Consider the following 23363-nt stretch of genomic DNA (forward strand, 5'->3'; position numbering starts at 1 on the left):
CCCGCCAATTCTGCTGTAAAGTGCGCCACCGCTGGGGCGGTGGCGCGCGCTTCCCGCCGCCCCATCCCCATCCCCACCGTGCCCTAGGGAAAACCCTACGCCGGTATCAGCATCGCCCGATATTCTCCCGATTATTTCCTTGTTATTATCAAATTGGAATGTAAATTTCCATGCGGTACATTGACCCGCGACGACGCGGTTACAACCAAGGATATTCATGTTATTCGGAAGCTGCGGCGTGATGCGCAGGCTGGCAAAGAGCTGCAGGTGCCGCCTGGCGCTGTGGACGCTCACCATCCGCGACAGCTTTGTCGTGCTGTTGCCGCTCACCTTCATGGGCGTGACCGCGACCCTGTTCGCCAACGCCCCGTTCCCGGCGATGCGCGAGCTGCTGGTCGCGGTGCTCGGGACCGGGTGGCGCGCGGTGTTGGACAGCGTCGTCAACGCCAGCTATGGCGTGTTCGGGCTGGCGCTGGCGGTGGTGGTGGCGGTCCGGCTGGCGCGCCGCCTCGCCGCCGACGAGGCCGACGAAGCGCTGCCGGAGGCCTGGGTCGGCATGGCCGCGTTGGTCAACTTCATGCTGTGGATGTTGATCGCCGACACGCCCGTGATGGCCGCGTTGGGCCGCGACTCGATGCTGCAGGGCCTGATGATCGGCCTGGCCACACCGGAACTGTTGCGCCCGCTGACCAGGATCTTCAGGGTGGCGCCAGACTACGACGGCGATCCGACGTTCTACTGCGCCGTGCGCATGACCCCGCCCATGGTGATCCTCGGCATCGTCGTCATGCTTGCGGCCGAGGCCGCCAAAGCGCTGCCGCCGCCGGGCGTCGGCTGGCTGGCCGCGCTGCCGTCGGCGATCCACACCTGGATCGACGCCGACTGGCTGCTCAGCATGTTGGTGCTGCTGGTCAGCCATTTGCTGTGGTTCATCGGCATCCACGGCAACAAGTTGATGGACCAGCAGGCGCAAGCGCTGTTCGGGCTCGCCGGCGCCCCCTACGATCCGGCGCTGGCGTGGCGGCCGCTGCTCGACACCTTTGGCCTGATGGGCGGGGCCGGCGCCATCCAGGGCCTGGTGCTGGCCTTGTTCATCGTCGCGCGCGAGGGACCGTTCCGGCGCCTGGCCGTCGCGTCGGCGCTGCCGTCGCTGTTCAACATCGGCGAACTGCTGATCTTCGGTCTGCCGATCGCCCTCAACCCGGTCTTCCTGTGGCCGTTCCTGCTGGCGCCGCTGGCGCTGACCTTGATGGCGCTGGCCGCCGTGCATGCCGGCGCGCTGCCCTTGCTCGACGTGATGGTGCCATGGACCACCCCGCCTTTTCTGTCGGGCTATCTGCTCACCGGCTCCTGGCGCGGCCCGGCGCTGCAGCTGCTCGGCCTGCTGGTCAGCACTTTGATCTACCTGCCGTTCGTGCGCCGCGCCGAGGCGCGCCGGGTGCGCGCGCAAACGCTGGCCTTCGACGCCACGATCAGGGCCATCGCCATCGAGGGCCAGCCGCAGACGCAGTCGGTGCCACGCACCGGCGAGATGGGCCTGGTCGCCCGCGGGCTGTTCGCCGCGCTCTCGCGCGACCTCGGCGGCACTGCGCTGACCCTGGAATTCCAGCCCAAGCACGATCAACGCGGCGTCGCCGTCGGCGTCGAGGCTTTGCTGCGCTGGCGCCACCATCGCCACGGCCCGGTGCGCGCCGACGTCGCCGTCACCCTGGCCGAGGAGGGAGGATTGATCCGCAGCCTGGGCGCCTGGGTGCTGGAGGAGGCGTGCGCGCGCAAGGCGCAGTGGAACGCGCTCGGGCTGTCGCACATCACGATGGCGATCAACGTCTCGCCGCTCCAGCTCGACGACCCGCAGTTGCCGGCGCTGCTGGCCCGCTGTCTTGACCGCTACCGCCTGGCGCCGGGCGAGATCGAGCTGGAGATCACCGAGAGCCAGGCCATCCCGGTGCAGCAGGTGGTGGACCAGAACCTGGCGCAGATCGTCGCCATGGGCGTGTCGCTGGCGATGGACGATTTCGGCATGGGTTACTCGTCGCTGCTGCACATGCGGCGCTTCTCGATCCACGCCATCAAGATCGATGGCTCGCTCACGCGCGACGTGCTGGCCAATCCGACCAGCCGCGACATCATCCACACCATCGCCACCCTGGGCCGCGCGCGCCATGTCGAGGTGGTCGCCGAGTTCGTCGAAACGGTCGAACAGCGCGACGTGCTGGCGGCGCTGGGCTGCGACGTGTTCCAGGGGTATCTGTACAGCCCGGCGCTGCCGGCGGCCTCCTGCGTCGAATACCTGCTGGCCAACGGCGCCGCGCGCGCCGCCGACAACGCCTCGCTGTGCGTTTGAAGGAGAACACCCAATGACGCCCCTGGACGCCACCCACACCTCCGACAAGCGCTCGCTGACCGCGCGGGCGCTGCGCCTGGCCTTGTTGCGCATCGGCCTGGTGTCGCTGTGCGCGGGGGCGGCGTCGTACTACATCAATATGCGCTCCATCGAGGAGGCCGTCACCAGGCAACTGCTGCTGTCGACCGAGCAGACCTTGCAGCGCGAATCGCTGCCGTTCCGCGAAATCCGCACCTTGCAACAGAATTTTCTCGACGAGTTCCAGAGCGTGTACACCCGCGCAGGCATGGCCGCCGGCCTGGTGCGCGACTTCGGCCTGATTTTCCATCGCCACGAGGACGGCTCGTACACCCAGCGTCCGCAATTGTTCGAGGGCGCGGCGCTGGCCGACGGCCGCCGTTACGCCTGGATGTCCGCCACCTACGCGCCCGACATCCCGCCCGACGACGACACCAAGGCGCGTTTCGCGCTGTCCTACATCCTGTCCCACAAATACGGTTCCAGCGCCAGGGGGCGCCTGTTCAACTTCTATGGCGTGGTGCCCGAAAAAGGCTTCCCCATTTACCAGGATGCCGACATCGCCAAGGTGTTCAAGTACGCCGGCCCGGACGCGCTCAAGCTGGAGACCTACGAATTCTACCGGCGCGGCTTCGGTTCGTCCGGCAACGGCACGCTGTTCACCCATATCTATTGGGACTACTCCAACAACGTCTGGATGACCACCATCGCCACGCCCGACGTGGCCGGCGCCGACGGCAAGCACCGCATCCTGGCCTGCGTCGACGTGCCGCTGGACGACCTGATGAAGCGCACCGCGCGCCCCGTCATCGACGGCGCCTACACCACCATCCTGGTGGCCGACGGCGAGGGCACCTTGCTCTACCATCCCGCCTACATGGACCAGGTCAAAAGCAGCGGCGGCTCGGCCTCGATCCGCTCGCTCAAGATCGCCCACGACTACCCGCTGCTGGCGGCGGTGCCGTCGCTGGCTCCGGGCAAATCGACGGTGGTGCGCGAGCGCGACGAGATCATCGCCATGGGCGTCATCCCGGGCACGCCGTGGGTGCTGGCGGTGCATTATCCGCGCGTGCTGATGCGCGCGGCGATCCTGGACAACCTGGCCATCGTGATCGCCCTTGGGCTGTTGACCTTGCTGGTGGAAATTTTCCTGCTGCGCTCCATCCTGCACAAGCACGTGGCCGTTCCGCTGTCGCGGCTGATGCAGGCGACGCGCCGCCTCGGCGTGTCGCGGGAGCGCCTGGACCGCGATTCCCTGCCGACCCAGTCGAACGACGAGATCGGCGAGCTGGCGCGCGACTTCGCCAACATGGCCGACCGCATCCAGGACGCGCACGCCCAGCTCGAGGTCAAGGTGCACGACCGCACCTCCGCGCTCGAGGAAGCCAACCGCCGCCTGCGTGCGCTCAGCACCACCGACAGCCTGACCGGCCTGGCCAACCGCCGCCATTTCGACGAGATGTTCGCCAGCGAGTGGCGCGGCGCCCAGCGCGCCGGCACCTTGCTGTCGGTGGCGTTGATCGATGTCGACTGGTTCAAGCGTTACAACGACCACTACGGCCACCAGGCCGGCGACGAATGCCTGCGCGACGTGGCCGGGGCCATGACGGCGCACGCGATGCGGGCCGGCGATATGGTGGCGCGCTATGGCGGCGAGGAATTCGCCCTCATCAGCACAACCCACCTGGACGCCGACGCGGCGTGGCGGCACGCCGGGGCGCTGTGCGTGGGCGTGGCGGCCATGGGACTGGCGCACGCGATGTCGCCGCTGGGCCGGGTGACGATCAGCGTCGGCGTGGCGATTACCGCGCCTTCCGAACTTGGCGGCGCCGAGGAGTTGCTGAAGCAGGCCGACCTGGCCCTTTACCGCGCCAAGCAGCAGGGTCGCAACCAGGCGGTGCTGGCCGGCGGTTCGGCGGGGGAGGGCGGCCAGGCGCCCGGCTAGATGGTGATGATGCCGCGCTTGAGGGCGATCGTCACCGCGTGGGTGCGGTCGTTTGCGGCCAGTTTGGCCAGCACGTTCTTCATGTGCGCCTTGACGGTTTCCTCGGAAATCGACAGGTGCTCGGCGATGCGGCGGTTCGAGTTGCCGCCGGCGGCGTGATTGAGCACCTCCATTTCGCGCGGGCTCAACGGTCCCTGGCCCATGTGCTGGGCCAGTTCCATGGCGATTTCCGGCGGAATGCGGCGCTGCCCCATGTGGACGCCGCGCACGGTGTCGATCAGTTCGCGCCGCAAGGTGCTTTTCAGCAGGAAGCCGCTGGCGCCACCCTGCACGGCGCGCAGGATCTGGGCGTCGCCTTTATAGGTCGTCAACATGATGATGCGGGCGCCGCCGTGTTCGCGGCGGATCTGCTGCAGCGCCGTCACGCCGCACATTTCGGGCATGGCGATGTCCATGATGGTCACGTCCGGACGCAGCGCCTCGTAGCGTTCGACGGCCTCGCGGCCGTTGTTGGCCTCGCCGACCAGACGCATATCGTCCTGGCTGGCGATCGCCTCGCCGAGGCCGGCGCGCAGCAGCGGATGGTCGTCGACGACCAGCACGGTGATGGGACGGGGTGCGTTGCTCATTTCCATGTTGTGGGGGATGCGATGTTCCGACTAGTTCGGGCGATAGCGCCCGGGCCTGCGATTGTGGTGTGCAATGCAACACAAAGTATGCACTTTAGCAAAAAATGGCACAATAGCTCGTTCGGCAAATGTCTTTTGCAGTTTCCGCAAACTGGCCGTCATGGGGAGAAATGGATGATCGATGCCTTGCAGTGCCTGATCGCGGTGGTCGAGCACCGCAGCCTGTCGCGGGCGGCGGTGCAACTGGAAATGGCCGTGTCGTCGGTCTCGCGCAAGCTCGACGCGCTGGAGGCGCAGCTGGGCGCGCGGCTGCTGGTGCGCAGCTCGCGCCATGTGGTGCTGACCGACGCCGGCGAGCGCTTCCTGCCGCGCGCCCGCAATATCCTGGCCGAGCTGGCGGAGGGACAGGCGGCGGTGCAGGAAACCGAAAGCGAGCCGCGCGGCCTGTTGACGGTCACCGCGCCGGCCGGCTTCGGGCGGCTGCACGTGGCGCCGGCCATCGCCACGTTCCTGCGGCGTTATCCCAGGCTGCAGGTGGATTTGCACGTCAGCGACAGCGTCGTCGACCTGGCTTCGCGCCGGGTCGATGTGGCGGTGCGCGCCGGCGTGCTGCCGGACGGCGACCTGGTGGCGACCCGGCTGGCGCCGCAGAACCGCGTGGTCAGCGCCAGCCCGGCGTATCTGGCGCGGCATGGCTGGCCGGCCGCGCCGGAGGATTTGCTGAACCATCAGTGTTTGTCGATGGTCGGCAAGTCGCCGCGCGCGTGGTGGCGCTTCGAGGGCGTCAATCAACACCAGCCGCTGGACGTGAAAAGCGCGTTGCGCTGCGACGATACGGATACGCTGATGCACGCGGCGATCGCCGGGGCGGGGCTGGTTCATCTGGCCAATTGGATGGTCAGCGAGGCGATCGTTGCGGGCAAGCTGGTGCCGGTGTTTCCGATGGCGCCGCTGCAGCGGGGCGCTTCGGCGGCCAAGCACGATCCGGCCGAATCGGCGATCCACGCGGTGCACATGCCGGGGCGCTCCAACCAGGCCAAGTCGCACCTGTTGATCAGTCATTTACGGGAGTATTTCGGCGAGCCGCCGTATTGGGATGTGGCGATGGAAGCGGCGGGTGCGACCAAGCCCCGAGACGTTGGAGGGATCGAGGAAACACGTAGGGCGGATTAGGCGGAACGCCGTAATCGGCCATTTATGAGCCGTCGACGGCGCATGCATGGCCGATTACGCTTCGCTAATCCGCCCTACGAATTAATTCCACTCGTCGCCACCGCCGCCGGCGTCGCCGCCGCCGGAATCGTCCCAGCCGCCGCTGACGCCGAAGTCGGTGCCGCCCATGTCGTCATTCTGCACGATGTTGCTCTGCGCCGGATCGTCATAGACGATGTCGTTGCGTCCCTGGTCGTTGGCGGCGTTGCCGCCGTTTTCATGACCGCCGGTGAACTGGCGCGCGATCGCCTCGCCGGCCACCAGGCCCGCGCCCAGCGCAGCGCCTGTGGCCAGGCCGCCGACGATGCGCGAGCCCATGCCGCTACCCTGCGGCTGCTGGCCGTAGCCCGGACCATAACCCTGCTGCGGATAACCGCCGCCTGGAGGATAGCCCGGCGGCGTGCCGCCAGGATTGAAGCCCTGGCCACCCTGGTTGAACCCGCCGCCGCCCATGCCGCCCGCGCCGCCTTGCTGCGCGCGGCGCGACATGAAGCGCGAGGCGATAAAGATGAAGCCCACCAGCAGGCCGCCCATCAGCAGGACGGTGCCCCACGGGATGCCGCCGCCTCCGTTCGAACTGGAGCCGGCGCTGGCGCCGTTGGCATAGCCGCCGTTGTTATAACTGCTCTTCTCGGCCGCCGGTTTGTGCTGCGTGAAATTTTCTTTCGGTTTGGCCTCGCCGGCGGCGATCACTGCGCGCAGTTTGCTGACGGCGGTGGCGTCGACCTTCGGCAGGCCCGGCGACAGGCGTTCGGCCGTTTCCAGCGACTTTTGCGCGGCCGCGAACTTGCCTTGCTTGGCCAGCAGTTCGGCTTCGACGAAGTGCGCTTTGGCGCTGTTCGGATGCTCCTTGAGCACCTGGTCCATCATCGCCTGCGCTTCGGTGAATTTTCCGGCTTCGGCGGCGACATAGACATCGTGTACGGTGGGAGCCGCCGCAAAGACCGGCGCCGCCAGCGCCATCGCGCCGGCCAGCAGGGTGATGCTTGCTAAGGATTTTGCCTTCATGGTCGATCTCCAGTGGAAACTACGGAACTACTTTCATAATGATGGCAGTTTAGGCCATTTTCAAGGGAACGGCGGTGCGCTGCGCCACAGAGCGCAAATTGGCCTCGACGGTGGCGGCGATGATGTCGGCCGTCGCCGCCGACAAGGTCCAGCCCAGGTGGCCGTGGCCGGTATTGTAGAAAACGCAAGGAAGCTTGCCCTGGCCGACGCGCGGCATCAGGTTGGGCATCATCGGCCGCAAGCCCGCCCACGGCGTGATGTTGCGCGTGGAGACGCCGGGGAAGCGCTGCCGCACCCAATCGACCAGCGGGGCGATGCGGTCGGCGCGGATGTCGCGGTTGAAGCCGTTGAATTCGGCCGTGCCGGCCACGCGGAAGCGGTCCTCGCCCAGCCGGCTGGTGACCAGCTTGGCGGCGTCGTCCTCCAGGCTCACGGTGGGGGCGGCGGCGCGGCTGGCATCGTCGTCCAGGTGGACCGTGATCGAGTATCCCTTGACCGGGTAGACGTTGACCCGGTCGCCCAGCATGGCCGCCAGTTCGCGGCTGGCGGTGCCGGCGCAGATCACCACGCCGTCGTAGACGCCGATGTCCGGCACGCCGTCCTGCAGCACGCTGACGCAGGCGCCGCGCGCGTCCGCGCTCAGGCCCACCACCTGCTGGCCGAAGCGCAGGCGCACGCCGAGCCGCTGCGCCGCCTGCGCCAGCCCGGTGGTGAATTTGTGGATGTCGCCGGAGCTGTCGCTCTCGGTGTAGTGGCCGGCGTAGTAGTCGCCGGCCAGGGTGGGCTCGATCGCGCGCATCTCTTCAAGCGTGACGGTGCGCCGGTGCACGCCGCCCCGCGCCAGCAGCAGCGAGACGTCTTCGCCGTGGTCGAAGTCGGCGCGGTCGCGGTAGATGTGCAGGATGCCGGCGCGTTTGAGGTCGAAGTCGATGCGCTCCTCCTCGGCCCAGCTGAACAGATGCTCGCGCGCCGCCACCGCCAGTTTGGCGATGGCGACGGTGTTTTCGCGGTAGTCCGGCATGGCGGCGATGAACTCCGCCAGCCACGACAGCTTGTGCCAGCTGGGTTTGGGGTTGAGCAGCAGCGGCGCGTCCTTGCGTAGCATCCACTTCAAGCCCTTGGCCACGGTGGCGCCGTGGTTCCACACCTCGGCGTTGGAGGCCGACAGCTGGCCGCCGTTGGCGAACGAGGTCTCCATCGCCGGATAGCGATGGCGCTCGAGCAGCGTGACGCGCAGGCCGCGCCGGGCCAGCGCGTAGGCGGTGGTGACTCCGGTGATGCCGCCGCCGATGACTGCGATGGTCTTCATGGCGGTCCGGGTCAGGCCTTCTTGAGCCCGGCGATGTAGCGGTCGATCACCGTCGGCAGCACCGTCAGCGGCACGCCGCAGCTTTGCACCAGCGCGTCGTTGAAGCCGGGCAGGTCGAACTTCGGTCCCAGCGCCGCCTTCGCGCGTTCGCGCTGGCGCAGGATCTCGTTGTGGCCCACCTTGTAGCCGCAGGCCTGGCCGGGCGACACCGTGTAGCGGTCGATTTCGCTGGTCATGGCCTGTTCGCCGCGGCCGGTGCTCTCGACCAGGAAGCGGATCGCCTGTTCGCGCGTCCACTTCATCGCGTGCATGCCGGTGTCGACCACCAGACGGCAGGCGCGGAACTGCTGCGCCTGCAGGTAGCCGATCTGGCTGAACGGATCGTTGACGTACAGGCCGAATTCGTCGACCAGCTGCTCGGCGTACAGCGCCCAGCCCTCGATGAAGGCGTTGAAGCCGATCAGCGAGGAGATCAGCGGCAGCTCGTCGTGGTGTTCGGCCAGGTAGGCGCCTTGCCAGGCGTGGCCCGGCAAGCCTTCGTGCGCGGTCAAGGTGGCGATCTCGGACTTCGGCCACAAGGTGGTCGACTTCAGATTGATGTAATAAATTGCCGGACGCGAGCCGTCCAGCGACGCGAAGTTCATGTAGCCGAGCGGCGCGCCCGACTCGATATCGACCGGCACCCGCCTGACCTCCAGCGGCGCCTTCAGTGTCATGTTGGAGATCTTCGGCATCAGCGCGCGCACCGCCTCGACGCGGTCGTTGCAATAGGCGATCAGCTCCTCGCGGCCCTTGTCGTTGTCGGCGTAGAAGCGTTTCGGGTCCTTCGACAGCGCCAGCAGGCGCGCGCCGACGGTGCCTTGCGTGATGCCCTGGGCCTTGAGGATGGCGTCGATGCGCGACTGCAGCATCTTGTTCTGTTCCAGGCCGACCGCGTGCACTTCGCGCGGACTGAGGTTGGTCGAGGTGCCAAGGCGCAGCGCCCAATCGTAGTAGGCCGCGCCGTCCGGCAGGCGGTGCACGCCGGCGACGTCGGTGGACTTGGACGTGGCGCGCGTGAAAGTGGCGATCTGGCGCTCCAGCGCCGGGTAGACCTGGGTTTCGACCAGCGCCGTGACGCGCGCGTTCCAGTCGCCGGCGATGCCCAGCTTTTGCGTGCGCTCGGTCAGCGAGGTGACCAGCTTTTGCTGCGCGATCGCGGTCTTGCGGTAGTCCTGCAACTGGGCCAGCGCGGCGCGGGCGATGAAGTTCGGCGGCAGGATGCCGCGCCCGGCCTGGTCGGCGATGCGGGTGCTTTCCTGGTCCAGCATGCGCGCCATGCCGGTGACGCGGTCCAGATAGGCCTCGGCGTCGGCGGCGTCGGCGATCTGGTGCTGCGAGTGCAGGAATTCCGGGAGCCGCGTGACCGCGCCGTCCTGCTGCGTGACGGGAAAGGGCGAGGTGCCGCCATTGAAGCCGGCGGCGGCGCCGCCGAAGGAGAAGCGCAAGCCTTCCAGGCCCTCGTTGGCGGCGTAGCGGATGGTGTCGTAGCGGAGCTGGGCCTCGGCGCCCAGCTTGGCGCGGTCGATGCCCGACAGGCGCTTGAGCATCGACTTGACCTGTCCGGCCCAGGCGGCGTCGCCGGAGCGGCTGACGTTTTCCAGCTGCGATTTCAGGCCGGCGCGCTCGCCCTTGTCCAGGCCGAGCGAGGTGGCGGTGGTCGGCGACAGGCGCAGGATTTCTTCTGCGAAATTATCGATCAGTTTGGTGAACGGGGCGTCGCCGGCGGCCGGGGCGGCCGGGGCAGCCGGGGTGGCGGCTTGCGCGCGCGCCATGCCGGGCAGCAGGGGCAGGGCGCCGACGGCGGTGGCCGAAAGGGCGGACAGCAGCAGGTCGCGGCGTGTGAAGTTCTGGGACTTGTTGCTCATGACTTCCTTTTATTGTTTGTTGGTAATGCGGGCCGAATCTGCGGACGAGCGTTTTCAACAATACTCATCGGTCGGCAGCCGGCGCGACGCTGACCATAGCGCGTCAGCCGGAAAATTGTCAATGAGTATTGTGTGCCGGTTAAGGGCGATTTAATACAGGGACGGCGATTCCGGGGACGGGTCCGATATCGAATGTGACCCCGCATGCGGCGGCGCGGACCCTTCCGGATCGGCCGGGAAAGTCAGCTGGAAGCGGGCGATCAATTCGCGCAGCGCGTCCAGTTCCTGGCGCGGCAGCGCCAGCGCCACGTGCATGTCCGGGCGGATCAGGTAGGCCGCGTCCTCCAGCAGGCCGGCCTCGCCGGCGGTCTCGGTCCACGGCCAGGCGTGCAGCGGCAGGTGCAGCATGCGGGCCGCCGCGGCGAGCAGGGGATCGGTTTTGCCGTAGACGTGCAGTTGCCAACCCAGGCTGCGCAGCGGGGCGAAATTGTCGCCGCCATCCGCTTGCGGCACCCACGGCAGGCGGTCGCCGCCGATGATCTCGCCGGCGCGCCCGCCGCTCAGCAGGCTGTCGGGATAGTGGATCTGCACCTGCGACACTGTTTTGAACAAGGTGCGGCGCGCGGTGGTGAAGCCGGTCAGCATCGGGAACACATGCGGCACCACCCAGTGGCGCAACAACTGGCCGCCGGCGCCCTGCGACACCACCAGCTGGAAGGCGCGGTCGGTGGTGGTGACCAGCTTGCGGGCGAAGGCGAGCCGTTCGGCCTGGTAGGTGTCGAGCAGCGCGCCGTGGGCGCCGGCCCGCAACACCTGCGCCAGCTTCCACGCCAGGTTGACGGCGTCGCCGATGCCGGTGTTCATGCCCTGGCCGCCGGCGGGGCTGTGGATGTGCGCGGCGTCGCCGGCCAGGAAGCAGCGGCCGACGCGGAATTGCGACGCCACCCGGTGGTGCACGCGGTAGGTGGAGAACCAGTTGAGTTGCTCGACCTTGATGCCGAGCAACGGTTCCAGCACGGGGCGCACGTCGTCGAAATTGGGCTCGGGCTGGCCCTGGACCGGCTCGGGCATGATGCCGATCAGGCGCTGCATGCCGCGCGAGCGCACCGGCAACATCAGCGCGAAGGTGTTGGCGCCCAGGTGGCCGACCAGGTCGACATTGGGCGGCCCCCCGGTCTTGACGTCGGCCACGTAATATAGATGGTCGTAGGTGCCGCCGCCGAAACCGACCTGGAGCGACTCGCGCACGCGGCTGCTGGCGCCGTCGCAGCCGCACAGGAAGGCGGTATTGCAGGCGATGCGCTCGCCGCCACGCTGGAGCACGGCGCGCACGCCCCATTCGTCCTGCGTGAACGATTCAAGTTGGGTGTTCCAGTCGACTTCCACGCCCTGCGCGCGCAGTTGCTCGACCAGGAATTGTTCATGGTCGTCCTGGGGGAATGCCAGCACGAAGGGATAGGGGCTGATGCCGGCGCCGACGTCCTTGAGCGGCAACCGGGCGATATCGTGGCCGTCCTCGCGCAGGTGGATGGCCTCGATGCGGATGCCCAGATCGACGACGGCGTCGCCGAAACCCATCTGGCGATAGAACTCGAGCGTGCGCGCATGCACGGCCATCGCCCGGGAAGCCTGGCCGGGGCCGCTGTTTTGGTCGATGATGCGCACGGCGACACCGTGCCGCGCCAGCCGGAGGGCAAGCACCAGGCCGGTGGGTCCGGCGCCGACGATGAGAACTTGAGGAACCATCAACCCAGTTTACCTGCCCGCGCGAATGCGGCGCGCGCAATTGACGGCGGCGGGATAGCACTGGCTAGTTGGGTGAATTGGTATTATATTGGACAACATTGTTATTCCTTACCACCCACATCCACCCGATATGAGCCATTCCGCCACCCGCCGTACCTTGTTGCTGGCACTCGCCGCGGCACCACTTGCCCGCGCCCACGCCACGCCGACCGCCCAGACTGCCCAGACCGCCCCCATGCCGCCGGATATGCGGCTGGTCCGGCTGGAGGCCGCGTCCGGCGGACGCCTGGGCGTGGCGGCGTGGAACACGGCCGACGGGCGGCAGCTGTTCCATCGCGCCGATGAGCGCTTTCCGTTCTGCAGCACCTTCAAGATGATGCTGTCGGCGGCGGTGCTGGCGAAGGAGCCGTCGGTGCTGCAACAGAACATCCGGTACGACAAGGCCGAGCTGGTGGCGCATTCGCCCATCACCGAAGAGCACCTCGACGGCGGCATGACCATCGAGGCGCTGTGCGCGGCCACCATCCAGTACAGCGACAACACGGCGGCCAACCTGCTGATCCGTCACCTGGGCGGACCGGAGGAGGTGACCGCGTACGCCCGTTCGATCGGCGACCGGCAGTTCCGCCTGGACCGCTGGGAAACCGCGCTCAACAGCGCCATCCCCGGCGATCCGCGCGACACCACCACGCCGGCGGCGATGATGGCGTCCTTGCACAAGCTGACCCTGGGTAACGCGTTGCCGCCCGCCAAGCGCAAGATCATGACGGATTGGCTGATCGGCAACACGACCGGCGCCACCCGCATCCGCGCCGGCGTGCCGTCGAGCTGGAAAGTGGGCGACAAGACCGGCGCCGGCGACTACGGCACCATCAACGACATCGCCATCTTGTGGCCGCCTGGCAATAAACCACCGATCGTGCTGGCCGTTTACCTGACGCAGCCGGGCAAGGACGACAAGACGCGCCCCGAAATCCTCGGCCAGGCGGCGAAGATTGTCATCGATGCCTTCAAGGTCGGCTAAACTACGGCCCTTAACACTAGTGGGCCACCCATGACGAACAAAAAACAGCCGCCAGCCAAAAATCCCGCCGAGGCGCCGCCGGGCCGCGCGCCCAATCCCTTCCTCAACGCCGAGTTGTATGGCCGCATGCGCGACTACACCGAGCGCGACGCGGCGTTTTCCAAGGAGTTGAAGGCGATCGGCGAGAGCGGCGCCGGCAAGCGCAGCACGGACGCGCGGAAGGCGCCGTCGCTGGCGGTGCTGCGCGGCGTGGTCAAGAAGGGCTTGCCGTTGTGGACGATGCTGGACCGCATCGTCGAGGGTGTCGAGAGCGGCCTGTGGGAACCGTGGCTGACCGCCTACGGCTTCGAGCTGCGCGGCGTCAACTACGCCAAGACGGGCGAGCGCAACGCGCGCCTGGCGCTGGACATCAGCCTGGGTTCGAAGGCGCACACGGCGTTCGCCAACGCCGGCGTCGGCAACTGGCGCAGCCTGGTGGTCGAGGATTGCGCCCAGGTGCAGATCGACAAGCCGACCGAAAAGGCGCCGGCCAAGGCCCACGCCATCTTCTTCCTGGACGCGCCGGCGCAAAGCTAGGGCGGCATGCGTCTCAGGGGCGGGGGATGCGGCTTATTTTTCCCACTCGAGGTGGACCACCTTGTAGCCCTTGTCCTTTAGCAGCCTGAGCAGCGAAGGCAGGGCCTTGACCGTTGGACCGTTGGCGTCGTGCATGAGAATGATGCCGCGCCCGGGTTTGGTCAGGTTCTCGGCCAGCCGTACCATCAGGACTTCGGTCGTGTCGTTTGGCAACCAGTCGTTGATGCCCAGGTCGATCGACATGACGGTGACCTTGGCGGCCTTGAGGGCGGCCAGCATCGTCGGCGTTTCTTCCAGATACGGGAAGCGGTAGGCCGGCGCGGACACGCCGAACGCGGCCTGATAGGCGACCTGGTTCTTGCGCAGGTCGTCGAGTTGCTGTTGCGCGCCGAGTTCGGACAGATGCGGATGCGTGTTGCTGTGCAGGCCGGTCGAGTGGCCCTCGGCCGCGACGCGCCGCGCCAGCTCCGGCGAACGCGCCAGCCGGTCGCCGATCATGAAGAACGTCGCTTTCACACATTGGTCGGCCAGGGCCGCGAGCACGGCGGGCGTGCCCGACGGTTCCGGTCCGTCGTCGAACGTCAGCACGACCTCGCCTTTTTCCAATGGCAGGGCGGCATGCTGATACGCGCCGTATAGCGCGCCGTCGCGGGGGAGTTTGATGGTGCGGCTGGTGCCGAGTTTGTCGGCACCGCATTCGGCGGCAAGGGCGGGGGCTGCCAGCGAGGCCAGCACGCCCATTGCCATGAACTTTACAACTTTTCCGACGATAAACATTTTCAGGCGGCGCGCTTGCGGCGGCGGGCCATCACCGATACCAGCGCCACGCCGGCCAGCATCATGGCGTAGGTTTCCGGCTCGGGGACGGCGTTCACGGCCAGCTGCTCGCCTTCGATCATGGCGGCGGGGCTAAGCATGTTTTCCAGGCCGCCGGTCCAGACGCCCGCCTCGGTCGACAGCGCGTAGGGGGCGGAGTTTCCGGTGGTCCAGGTCGCCGAGGTGCCGACGGCGGAGCCGGTCAGCCAATAGGTGCCGGCGCCCAGCGTCCAGTTCAGGTTCGACAGGGTGGCGTTCGACAGCACGCCGGTCAGGTCGCTCGAGTAGAGGAGCTTGCCCGATGGCAGTTGCTCGAAGTCGCCGGGGATGGGGAAGCCGGTGGAATCCTGCTTGACCGACGCCATGATGCCCAAGGTGAGCTTGCCCAAGCCGCTTTCGTTATCGATCGCGGTACGGATCGAGGTGATTTGAGTCTCGGCGGTCAGCGTGAAACGTACGGCGTGGCTCTGTTCGTAGTGTATTCCATCGACGTCGGTGCCGTTGTCGACATTGTACTTGAGGAAATCAAAGGGGCCGAAGCTGTCGAAGACGACGGCCGCGTGCGCCGAGCTGGCCAGCAAGCCGATAACGAGCATTGGAAGGGCAAAAAAGCGTTTTGGTGACATGACAAACTCCGTAATTTCAAACAAGTAGGAAAAGCACAATACCATTATTGCATGCCGACTTGTTAATTGAAATCATGAAATTTATTGCTGTCGTGAAATCGTCACGTTGTTATTTAACACATTTGCCGTTGCGGTGGCGTACGCAAGTGCGCGCGCCACCGGCGCAGCGGCCACGGTGGTGTTGTAACTATTGACTTGATACTAACTGGCCGGCGCCGCCGGGCAGCCGGACCAGTTGCCGCTGGCCGGAATATGCTCGCCTTTCATGACCAAGGTCAATGCGCCGAGGCGGGCGTTGTCGCCCACCACGGCGCTGTACAGCACCGCGCTGCGCGGTCCGAGATAGACGCGCGCGCCGATGACCACCTCGTCGATTTTCATCACCCGGTCCTCGAACAAATGGGTCTGCGGGCAGGTGAGGGCATTGAGTTCGCTGTGGTCGCCAATGCGCACGCAGTCGAACTCCGTGATGTCGGTGGTGTCCAGGTAGACGCCCTTGCCGATTTTCGCGCCCATCAGGTTGAAGGCCAGCGGCAGCCATGGCGTGCCGCGCAGATAGCGCATGAAGTTGGGCACGGCGATGCCCTCATACAGGTTGGTGACGCCTTCCGACAGCCAGACGAACGGCGTCCACATCGGCGCCGAGCGCTTGCGATAACGGCCGATCAGTATCCATTTGAGCAGCGCCACGAAGACATAGTTGCCGACGCCGTAGACCAGTCCCGCCAGGGTCAGGTCCCAGATCACCTCCGCCCAGCGGCCGGCGCCGGCCGCCGGCATCACCTCCAGCACCAGGGTGTAGCCGACCGCGATCACCAGCGCGTGCGGCGCGACGATGCGGAACGCTTCGATCAGGCCGCGCCCGAGCCGGCGCATGGCCGAAGGGTGGAACGTCAGCGATTCCGGATAGCCGCTGGTCTGCTCGCGCGCGGGCAGGTTGATCGGCGGGGAGCCGAGCCAGGTGTCGCCGCTGTTCATCCGAGCGTTGTCGGGCGCGCGCGAATGCACGCCGATCAGCACCCCCTCGGGCAGCACCGTGCCGTCCGGGATGTAGGCGCCGTTGCCGACGAAGCTGCGGTTGGAGACCACCGTCGGCTGCATCGTCATCCAGCCGCCGTCGATCTCCTCGTCGCCCAGCATGACGGCATCGGCGATGAAGGTCTCGTCGCCCAGGGTCAGCATGTCCGGCACCACGCCCAGCGCGGTGGAGATCTCGGCGTCCTTGCCGACCTTGGCGCCCAATAGTCGATACCAGTACGGCGCGAACACGGTGGCGTAGATGCCGTGCAGGACCTGCAGGCTCGATTCCTGGATCTGGCTGACCAGCCATTTGGCGCAGTAGGTATTGCTGTGCACCGCGAAGCGGCCCGGCGTCAGTTTCGGCAGCACGGTCCAGCGGATGCCCGCCGACAGCAGCGCCGTGAGCAGGATCAGCACCGCGCTGGCGGGGAAGGCCAGCACGAAGTAGCGCAGCAGGCGGATGCCCATGCCGTCGCCCTGGATCGCCGGCATCACGCCGATTTCGTCGAACCAGTCGATCAGCACAAAGCTCGGGAACACCGGCATGAAGAACAGGGTGACGATCAGCAGGATGCCGGCGACGAAGAACAGGCCTTCGCCCAGGCTGCGCGCGCGCGTGAGCCGGGGGCGGGACGGCAGGCGCGCGGGATCGAAGGCGCCGGTGTCGCGCGCGGGGGAGCCGGCCCACATGCGGCCCGCCGGCACCCGGGCGCCATCGCCCAGCGCCGACTGGCCGTCCAGGTGGCCCTGCGCCTCGACATGGGTGTTCCCTTCGAGGATGGCGAAGGAGCTGACGCAGGCGTCGCGCTCCAGGGTGATGCGGCCCAGGCGCAGCACGCCGCGCTCGACGCGGGCGTTCTCGAAATTGACGGCGTTGCCGATGCTGGCGTTGTCGGCGATGGTCAGCAGGTCCGGCGCGCGCACGCTCATCGAGCCTATCGTGACGTCGCGGCCGATCTTCGCGCCCAGCGCGCGCAGCCACCAGGCGTTGAGCGACGAACCACTTAATAGATACGCGGGCGCCGCCTCGACCAGGCGGTCGGCCAGCCACCAGCGGTAGTAGGTCAGCCCCCACAGCGGATAGTCGCCGGCCTTGATGCGGCCCGCGATCAGCCATTTGCCGCCGATGGCGATGGCGAACTCCATCACCGTCGCCAGCAGGAACACGCCGACCGAGGCGGCGATCGCGCGCTTGACCGAATCGCCCGGATCGCCGGTGAAGAAGTGGTAGGTGAAGAAGGGCGCCAGCCACTGCGCCATGCGCAGCGCCACCAGCGCCGGCATCACGGCCGCCTGGGCCAGGCCGCAGGTCCAGCGTTTGAGGGCGGCGGGCGGTGTCCATTCCGCTTCCTCCTTGCCGGCGCTGTGCGCCTCGCCGAGTACGCGCGCGATCTTGCCGACCTCGCGCTGCTGATAGATGTCGCGCACGGTCACGTGGGTGTAGCGCGGATCGGCGCGCAGGGCCGACGCCAGGCGCGCGGCGAAGAACGAGTGGCCGCCAAGGTCGGAGAAGAAGTCGGCGTGGCGCAGGATAGGCTGGCCTGGGAACAGTTTGCCCAGGGCGGCGAACAGCGCTTCCTCGGCCGGCGTTTCGGGCAGGTCGGAATCCTGGGCGCCGCCGGCCGGCGCGGCGCCGAGCGGCGTGGCCTTCAGCGTCTTGCGGTCGATTTTGCCGGAGGTCAGGCGCGGCATGGCGTCCAGGATTTCGTAGCGTCCCGGGACCATGTAGGGCGGCAGTTTTTCGGCCAGGTCGGCGCGCAGGGCGCGCGGGTCCAGCGTCGCATTCGATCCGACTCCGGCTTCGGCGACCAGATAGGCGACCAATTGGTCGATGCCGTCGTCCTTGCGCAGCAGGACGGCCACGGTGCCGACGCCGTCGGCCTGCGCCAGCAGCGCCTCGATCTCGCCCAGCTCCACGCGGAAGCCGCGTATCTTGACCTGGTCGTCGGCGCGGCCCAGGCACACCACTTCGCCGTCGGCCGCGATGCGCGCCAGGTCGCCGGTGCGGTACAGGCGATCGTCATGCCGGCCGCTGGACCAGGGATTGGACAGGAATTTTTCCACTGTCAGATCGGGGCGGCCAAGGTAGCCGGCCGCCAGACCGGGGCCGGTGATGCACAATTCGCCGATCTCGCCGCGCGGCAGCAGGCGCAGGGGCGCGCCCGGCGCGGCGTCGGGATTGGCCTCCGCATTGGCATCGATCACCAGCAGGCCGTAGTTCGGCAGCGGCGTGCCGATGGTGACCGGGTGGCCCGGCCGCAGGCGCGCCAGGCTGGCGGACACCGTGGCCTCGGTCGGACCGTAGGTGTTGAACATCTGGCGGCCGTCGCGCGACCAGCGCTCGACCAGCGGTTCCGGGCACATCTCGCCACCGAGGTTGATCAGCCGCAGGCTCGGCACGTCCTGGTTGAACAGCGCGAGCAGGGTGGGGACCGCGTGCAGCACCGTGACCTGGTGCTGGTCGAGCATGCGCGGCAGCGTTTCGGGGTCGCCGCTGATTTCCTTGGGGCCGATCCACAAGGTGGCGCCGGCCAGATAGGCGATCCAGATCTCCTCGAACGACATGTCGAAAGCCACCGAGAAGCCTTGATACACCTTGTCGGCCGCCGTCACGCCCAGCACCGCGTTCTCGCTGCGCAGGAAGTGGCAGATGCTGCGCTGGGTGATCAGGATGCCTTTGGGCTTGCCGGTGGAGCCGGAGGTGTAGATCACGTAGGCCGGCAGGTCGGGCGAGACCTCGCCGCGCCGCGCCACGGGAGACTGGGCCGGGGCCAGCAGCGCCTCCGCCGTCCACACCGGGCGGCCGATGCCGGCCAGGCGCGGCGCGAAGGCGGCACAGGTCAGCACGCCGGCGCCGTCGGCATCGTCCAGGCACACTTGCAGGCGATCGACCGGCGTGTCCTCGTCGACCGGCAGCCACGCCGCGCCGGCCTTGGCGATGCCGGCCTGCAGCACCAGCAGTTCGATCCCGCGCGGCAGCCACAATCCGACGATCCGGCCCGGCCGCACACCGGCCTCGATCAGGCGGCCGGCCACCAGATCGGCCTGCGCATCGAGTTCGCGGTAGGTGAGCTGGCGGTCGCCGGAGATCAGCGCGATCTGGTCGGGGGCGCGGCGGGCGGTCGCCTCCAGCAGGTCGGCCAGGATTTCGTCGCGCAACAGGTCGCCGTTCTGCTGGCCATAAAGAATGTCGGGATGGGATTGTGGGAGCGTAAGGCAGGGTGTTGCTGGCTGGTTCATGCTGAAACTTTTGTGATGGCTTGGAGTTATTGTACGGTACGCCTATATCTTCCTCGCTGGGGAGAATGCAAGTTCTGCTTACAGCCTTTACAATAGGAAATAAGAACCCCTGATTCATTCGCCGTTTCAAAAAGGAGTCGCATGTTACCGAACCGTCCTCATATCGCCCCGATGCAATTTGACGATCCGATTGCCGCTTACGAACAGGTTCTGGCCATTTATGACGCCAACATCGCCCATCTGCGCGATGCCATGAAACGCTTTGTCGCCGGCGAGGACCTCGGCGAGCACGTCCGTGCTTGTTATCCCTTCGTGCGCGTCCATACCGACACCGTGGCCCGCGCCGATTCGCGGCTGGCCTTCGGTTTCGTCGCCGGCCCCGGCACCTACGAAACCACGTTGACGCGGCCGGACCTGTTCGCCCGCTACTACCAGGAACAGTTCCGGCTGCTGCTCAAGAACCACGGCCACCACCAGCAGGTGCGGCTGGAAGTGGGCACCAGCGCGCAGCCGATCCCGATCCATTTCTCGTTCGCCGAGCACGAGCACATTGAAGGCAGCATGACGGCCGAACGGCGCCTGTTGATGCGCGATGTCTTCGACTTGCCCAATCTTGCCGCGATGGACGACGGCATCGCCAACGGCACCCACGAGCCGCCGCCGGGCGAAGCGCATCCGCTGTCGCTGTTCACGGCGCCGCGCGTCGACTACTCGCTGCAACGGTTGCGCCACTACACCGGCACCTCGTGCGAGCACTTCCAGAAGTTCGTGCTGTTCACCAATTACCAGTTCTATATCGACGAATTCGTCAAGCTGGGCCATGAATTGATGGCGGCGGCCGGGCCGGAACACGACTACATCGCCTTCGTCGAGCCGGGCAATATCGTCACGCGCCGGGTCGGCGAGTCGGTGCAGGCGATCGACGCGCTCGGCGCCGCGTTGCCGCGCCTGCCGCAGATGCCGGGCTACCACCTGATCCGCGCCGACGGCGCCGGCATCTCGATGGTCAATATCGGCGTCGGCCCGGCCAACGCCAAGACCATCACCGACCACATCGCCGTGCTGCGTCCGCACGCCTGGCTGATGCTGGGCCACTGCGCCGGCCTGCGCAACACGCAGGAGCTGGGCGACTACGTGCTGGCGCACGGCTATGTGCGCGAGGATCACGTGCTCGACGAGGATTTGCCGCTGTGGGTGCCGATTCCGCCGCTGGCCGAGGTGCAGGTCGCGATCGAAGCGGCGGTGGCCGAGGTGACGCAGCTGACCGGGCACGACCTCAAGCGCATCATGCGCACCGGCACGGTCGCCAGCACGGACAACCGCAACTGGGAACTGCTGCCGCAGCGCACGCCCGAGCGGCGTTTCAGCCAAAGCAGGGCGATCGCGCTGGACATGGAAAGCGCGACCATCGCCGCCAACGGTTTCCGTTTCCGGGTGCCGTACGGGACCTTGTTGTGCGTGAGCGACAAGCCGATGCACGGCGAAATCAAGCTGCCGGGCATGGCCAACAAGTTCTACCGCGACCGTGTCGACCAGCACCTGCGGATCGGCATCCGCGCCGTGGAAATGCTGCGCGACTTGGGCGTCGACCGTCTGCACAGCCGCAAGCTGCGCAGCTTTACCGAAGTCGCCTTCCAATAACCCCCCCCAACCCCGGGGTCAGGTCCGACATTCGGACACGCACTCAACTGTGCTGCGCCTTCTTTGACGAGGCCGTGTCCGAATGTCGGACCTGACCCCGCTGTGGGTTTTTGACGAGCTCGTGTCCGATTGTTCCGATTGTCAGACTTGACCACGGCGTGGTTTTCCGCGAAACGCGGTGTTGCATTCCTGCCTATCCTTCCTGAATCTTGCACTAAAACATAAATTCCTGCGGGAAAGCGTGGCCAATGTGGCTATAATTTCTGTGTACGGGCAGCCATTCGGCGGTGCGGGGCGCTCGTCCAGGACAGGGCGCCGGCTCGGCGGGCGGCGGCGAGCGTGCGGCAACCGCAGGGGGGCGCGATGGCTGGAAGAGTCGACTTTTCAAAGGTTTTACTCGTTGCGACGGTGCTTTGCGCGACATCGGCGCGGGCCAGGGTGGCCGATGGCAGTGTCATCGCCGACATGTCGCTCGAACAGCTCAGCGATGTCGTCGTGACGTCCGTGTCGCGCCAGGAGGAACGGCTGGGCACCACGGCCGCGTCGGTGTTCGTGATCAACGCTGGCGACATCCGCCGCAGCGGCGCGCAGTCGCTGCCGGAGGCGTTGCGCCTGGCCCCCAACCTGCAGGTGGCGCAGGTCGACGCGCGCAACTGGGCCATCACCGCGCGCGGCTTCAACAACGCCTTCGCGAACAAACTGCTGATGCTGATCGATGGCCGCAGCGTCTATACTCCGCTGTTTTCCGGCGTCTTCTGGGACGCGCAGGACCTGGTGATGGAGGACGTCGAACGCATCGAGGTCATCAGCGGACCCGGCGCGACGATCTGGGGCGCGAACGCGGTCAACGGCGTCATCAACGTCATCACGCGCTCGTCGGCCGACACCCAGGGCGGCCAGCTCAGCGCCATCGGCGGCGACCGCGACCAAAACGCCTCCGTGCGCTACGGCGGCAAGATGGCCAACGGCGGTACCTATCGCGTCTACGGAAAGTACCAGAAGCTGAACGATACCTTCGGCGCCAACGGCCTCGACACCAACTTCGGCATGGAACGCGCGCAGGCCGGTTTCCGCGCCGACTGGGCCTTGGCCGAAGGCGCGCTGAGCGTCTCCGGCGATGCCTACCAGGGCCACTTGGGCCAGTTCCGCCGCTTGCCGGTACACACCTCGGGCGTCAATCTGATCAGCCGCCTGACCCGCAAGCTCTCGCCCGACGCCAACCTGCGCCTGCAGGTCATTCTGGACCACTCCGAACGCAACCAGCCCGGCGCCTTCATCGAGCGCCTGTCCACCCTGGACCTCGACGCCCAGCACGACCTGCGCCTGGGCGAGCGCAACGTGCTGACCTGGGGCGGCGGCTACCGGCACAGCCGGGACCGGGTGACGAACGGGACCGAGTTTGCGTTCCTGCCCGGCGACGTCGATCTGCATTGGGCCAATCTGTTCGCGCAGGACGAGTACGCCGTCACACGAGACCTCAAGCTGACCGCCGGCGCCAAGGTCGAACATAATAAATACACCGGCGCCGAATACCTGCCCAGCCTGCGTCTGGCGTGGACGCCGGCGCCGGGCCAGTTGGTCTGGAGCAGCCTGGCCCGCACCGTGCGCGCGCCGTCTCGGTTCGACAGCGACCTGTACTTTCCAAGCCAGGCGGTCCCCGCCGGCGGCGGGCGCATGGTGTATATCTATGGCGGCGGCCCGAACTTCCAGTCCGAGGTGGCCAAGGTGGTCGAGCTGGGCTACCGCGCCCAGCCGCTGCCGACGCTGTCCTATTCGGCCACCGCCTTCTACAGCCGCTACGACAGATTGCGCACGCTGGAGCCGCAAACCAGCCCGACGGCCCCGGCGTTGTTCGAGTTCGAGAACCGGGCGCAGGGCGACGCGCGCGGCGTCGAGCTGTGGGGCACGTGGCAGGCCGCGTCCGCCTGGCGACTGAACGCCGGGCTGGTGGTGCAGCGCGTGAACCGGCGCCTGCTGCCGGATAGTCTGGATGTCAGCGCCACCAACCCACAGTTGTCGGACAACGACCCGAGCCACCACTGGCTGCTGCGTTCCTCGTACGACCTGACCGACCGCAGCGCGCTGGACCTGACCTTGCGCCGCATGGGCGCGCTGCCGTCGCCCGCCGTGCCGTCCTATTACGAACTGGACGCCCAGTGGATGTGGCAACCGCAGCCCACGCTGGACGTGGCGCTAATCGGGCGTAACCTGCTGCACCATTCCCACGTGGAGTATGGCGGCGGGGGCGGTCGCAGTATGATCGAGCGCGGCGTGCAGCTGAAACTGACGCTGCGTTTCTGAC

15 protein-coding genes are annotated in these 23363 nt (G+C 67.1%); 7 read left to right on the forward strand and 8 right to left on the reverse strand.

Going from position 1 to position 23363, the window contains the following annotated elements:
- The first annotated feature begins 217 nt into the window (after nt 1-217).
- Both NHH88_13600 and NHH88_13605 read left to right on the forward strand, forming a co-directional pair.
- Nucleotides 218-2344 carry an EAL domain-containing protein gene (locus tag NHH88_13600; GenBank protein ID USX16752.1) on the forward strand — a complete coding sequence of 709 codons (2127 nt, stop codon included), beginning with the start codon at nt 218-220 and terminating at the stop codon, nt 2342-2344.
- Nucleotides 2345-2357: 13 nt separating this feature from the next.
- Complete coding sequence (locus NHH88_13605; protein ID USX16753.1) at nt 2358-4307, forward strand: diguanylate cyclase; 1950 nt, start codon at nt 2358-2360, stop codon at nt 4305-4307.
- On the opposite strand, the gene NHH88_13610 is transcribed toward NHH88_13605, so the two are convergent.
- The gene (locus NHH88_13610) at nt 4304-4942 is read right to left on the reverse strand and encodes a response regulator transcription factor (protein ID USX16754.1); all 639 of its coding nucleotides are present in this window, start codon (nt 4940-4942) and stop codon (nt 4304-4306) included. The two genes, NHH88_13605 and NHH88_13610, sit on opposite strands and share 4 nt — an antisense overlap.
- Before the next feature lie 168 nt (nt 4943-5110).
- Here NHH88_13610 and NHH88_13615 point away from each other — a divergent pair, with 168 nt between their 5' ends.
- Nucleotides 5111-6109, forward strand: coding sequence for a LysR family transcriptional regulator (locus NHH88_13615; protein USX16755.1), 999 nt, complete (start codon nt 5111-5113; stop codon nt 6107-6109).
- 81 nt (nt 6110-6190) lie between these two features.
- Here the strand turns inward: NHH88_13615 and NHH88_13620 are convergent, their stop codons facing one another.
- The 4 genes from NHH88_13620 to NHH88_13635 form a co-directional block, all read right to left on the reverse strand.
- Entirely contained in the window at nt 6191-7156 is a 966-nt protein-coding gene (locus NHH88_13620; protein USX16756.1) for a tetratricopeptide repeat protein, read from the reverse strand.
- A gap of 49 nt (nt 7157-7205) precedes the next feature.
- The gene (locus tag NHH88_13625) at nt 7206-8465 is read right to left on the reverse strand and encodes a D-amino acid dehydrogenase (protein ID USX16757.1); all 1260 of its coding nucleotides are present in this window, start codon (nt 8463-8465) and stop codon (nt 7206-7208) included.
- Between the two features lie 11 nt (nt 8466-8476).
- Nucleotides 8477-10372 carry a DUF885 family protein gene (locus NHH88_13630; protein ID USX16758.1) on the reverse strand — a complete coding sequence of 632 codons (1896 nt, stop codon included), beginning with the start codon at nt 10370-10372 and terminating at the stop codon, nt 8477-8479.
- 150 nt (nt 10373-10522) lie between these two features.
- The gene (locus NHH88_13635; GenBank protein ID USX16759.1) at nt 10523-12118 is read right to left on the reverse strand and encodes an FAD-dependent monooxygenase; all 1596 of its coding nucleotides are present in this window, start codon (nt 12116-12118) and stop codon (nt 10523-10525) included.
- Nucleotides 12119-12248: 130 nt separating this feature from the next.
- Between NHH88_13635 and bla the strand changes: the two genes are divergently transcribed.
- Nucleotides 12249-13142, forward strand: a complete 894-nt coding sequence (gene bla / locus NHH88_13640; GenBank protein USX16760.1) for a class A beta-lactamase — start codon at nt 12249-12251, stop codon at nt 13140-13142.
- A gap of 30 nt (nt 13143-13172) precedes the next feature.
- On the forward strand, nt 13173-13718 hold the full coding sequence (locus tag NHH88_13645) for a hypothetical protein (protein ID USX16761.1): 546 nt from the start codon (nt 13173-13175) through the stop codon (nt 13716-13718).
- Between the two features lie 33 nt (nt 13719-13751).
- On the opposite strand, the gene NHH88_13650 is transcribed toward NHH88_13645, so the two are convergent.
- The 3 genes from NHH88_13650 to NHH88_13660 all read right to left on the reverse strand — a co-directional run bounded on the left by NHH88_13650 (nt 13752) and on the right by NHH88_13660 (nt 19420).
- Nucleotides 13752-14465, reverse strand: coding sequence for a polysaccharide deacetylase family protein (locus NHH88_13650; GenBank protein USX16762.1), 714 nt, complete (start codon nt 14463-14465; stop codon nt 13752-13754).
- Nucleotides 14466-14497: 32 nt separating this feature from the next.
- The gene (locus tag NHH88_13655; protein USX16763.1) at nt 14498-15160 is read right to left on the reverse strand and encodes a PEP-CTERM sorting domain-containing protein; all 663 of its coding nucleotides are present in this window, start codon (nt 15158-15160) and stop codon (nt 14498-14500) included.
- A 201-nt stretch (nt 15161-15361) separates the two neighbouring features.
- On the reverse strand, nt 15362-19420 hold the full coding sequence (locus tag NHH88_13660; GenBank protein ID USX16764.1) for an amino acid adenylation domain-containing protein: 4059 nt from the start codon (nt 19418-19420) through the stop codon (nt 15362-15364).
- A gap of 141 nt (nt 19421-19561) precedes the next feature.
- Between NHH88_13660 and NHH88_13665 the strand changes: the two genes are divergently transcribed.
- Both NHH88_13665 and NHH88_13670 read left to right on the forward strand, forming a co-directional pair.
- Nucleotides 19562-21061, forward strand: a complete 1500-nt coding sequence (locus tag NHH88_13665) for an AMP nucleosidase (GenBank protein USX16765.1) — start codon at nt 19562-19564, stop codon at nt 21059-21061.
- A gap of 363 nt (nt 21062-21424) precedes the next feature.
- Nucleotides 21425-23362: a TonB-dependent receptor gene (locus tag NHH88_13670; GenBank protein USX16766.1), complete on the forward strand. Its 1938-nt coding sequence runs from the start codon at nt 21425-21427 to the stop codon at nt 23360-23362.
- Nucleotide 23363 lies beyond the last annotated feature (1 nt).

It is taken from the genome of Oxalobacteraceae bacterium OTU3CAMAD1 (assembly GCA_024123915.1).
Lineage (GTDB): Bacteria > Pseudomonadota > Gammaproteobacteria > Burkholderiales > Burkholderiaceae_D > Rugamonas.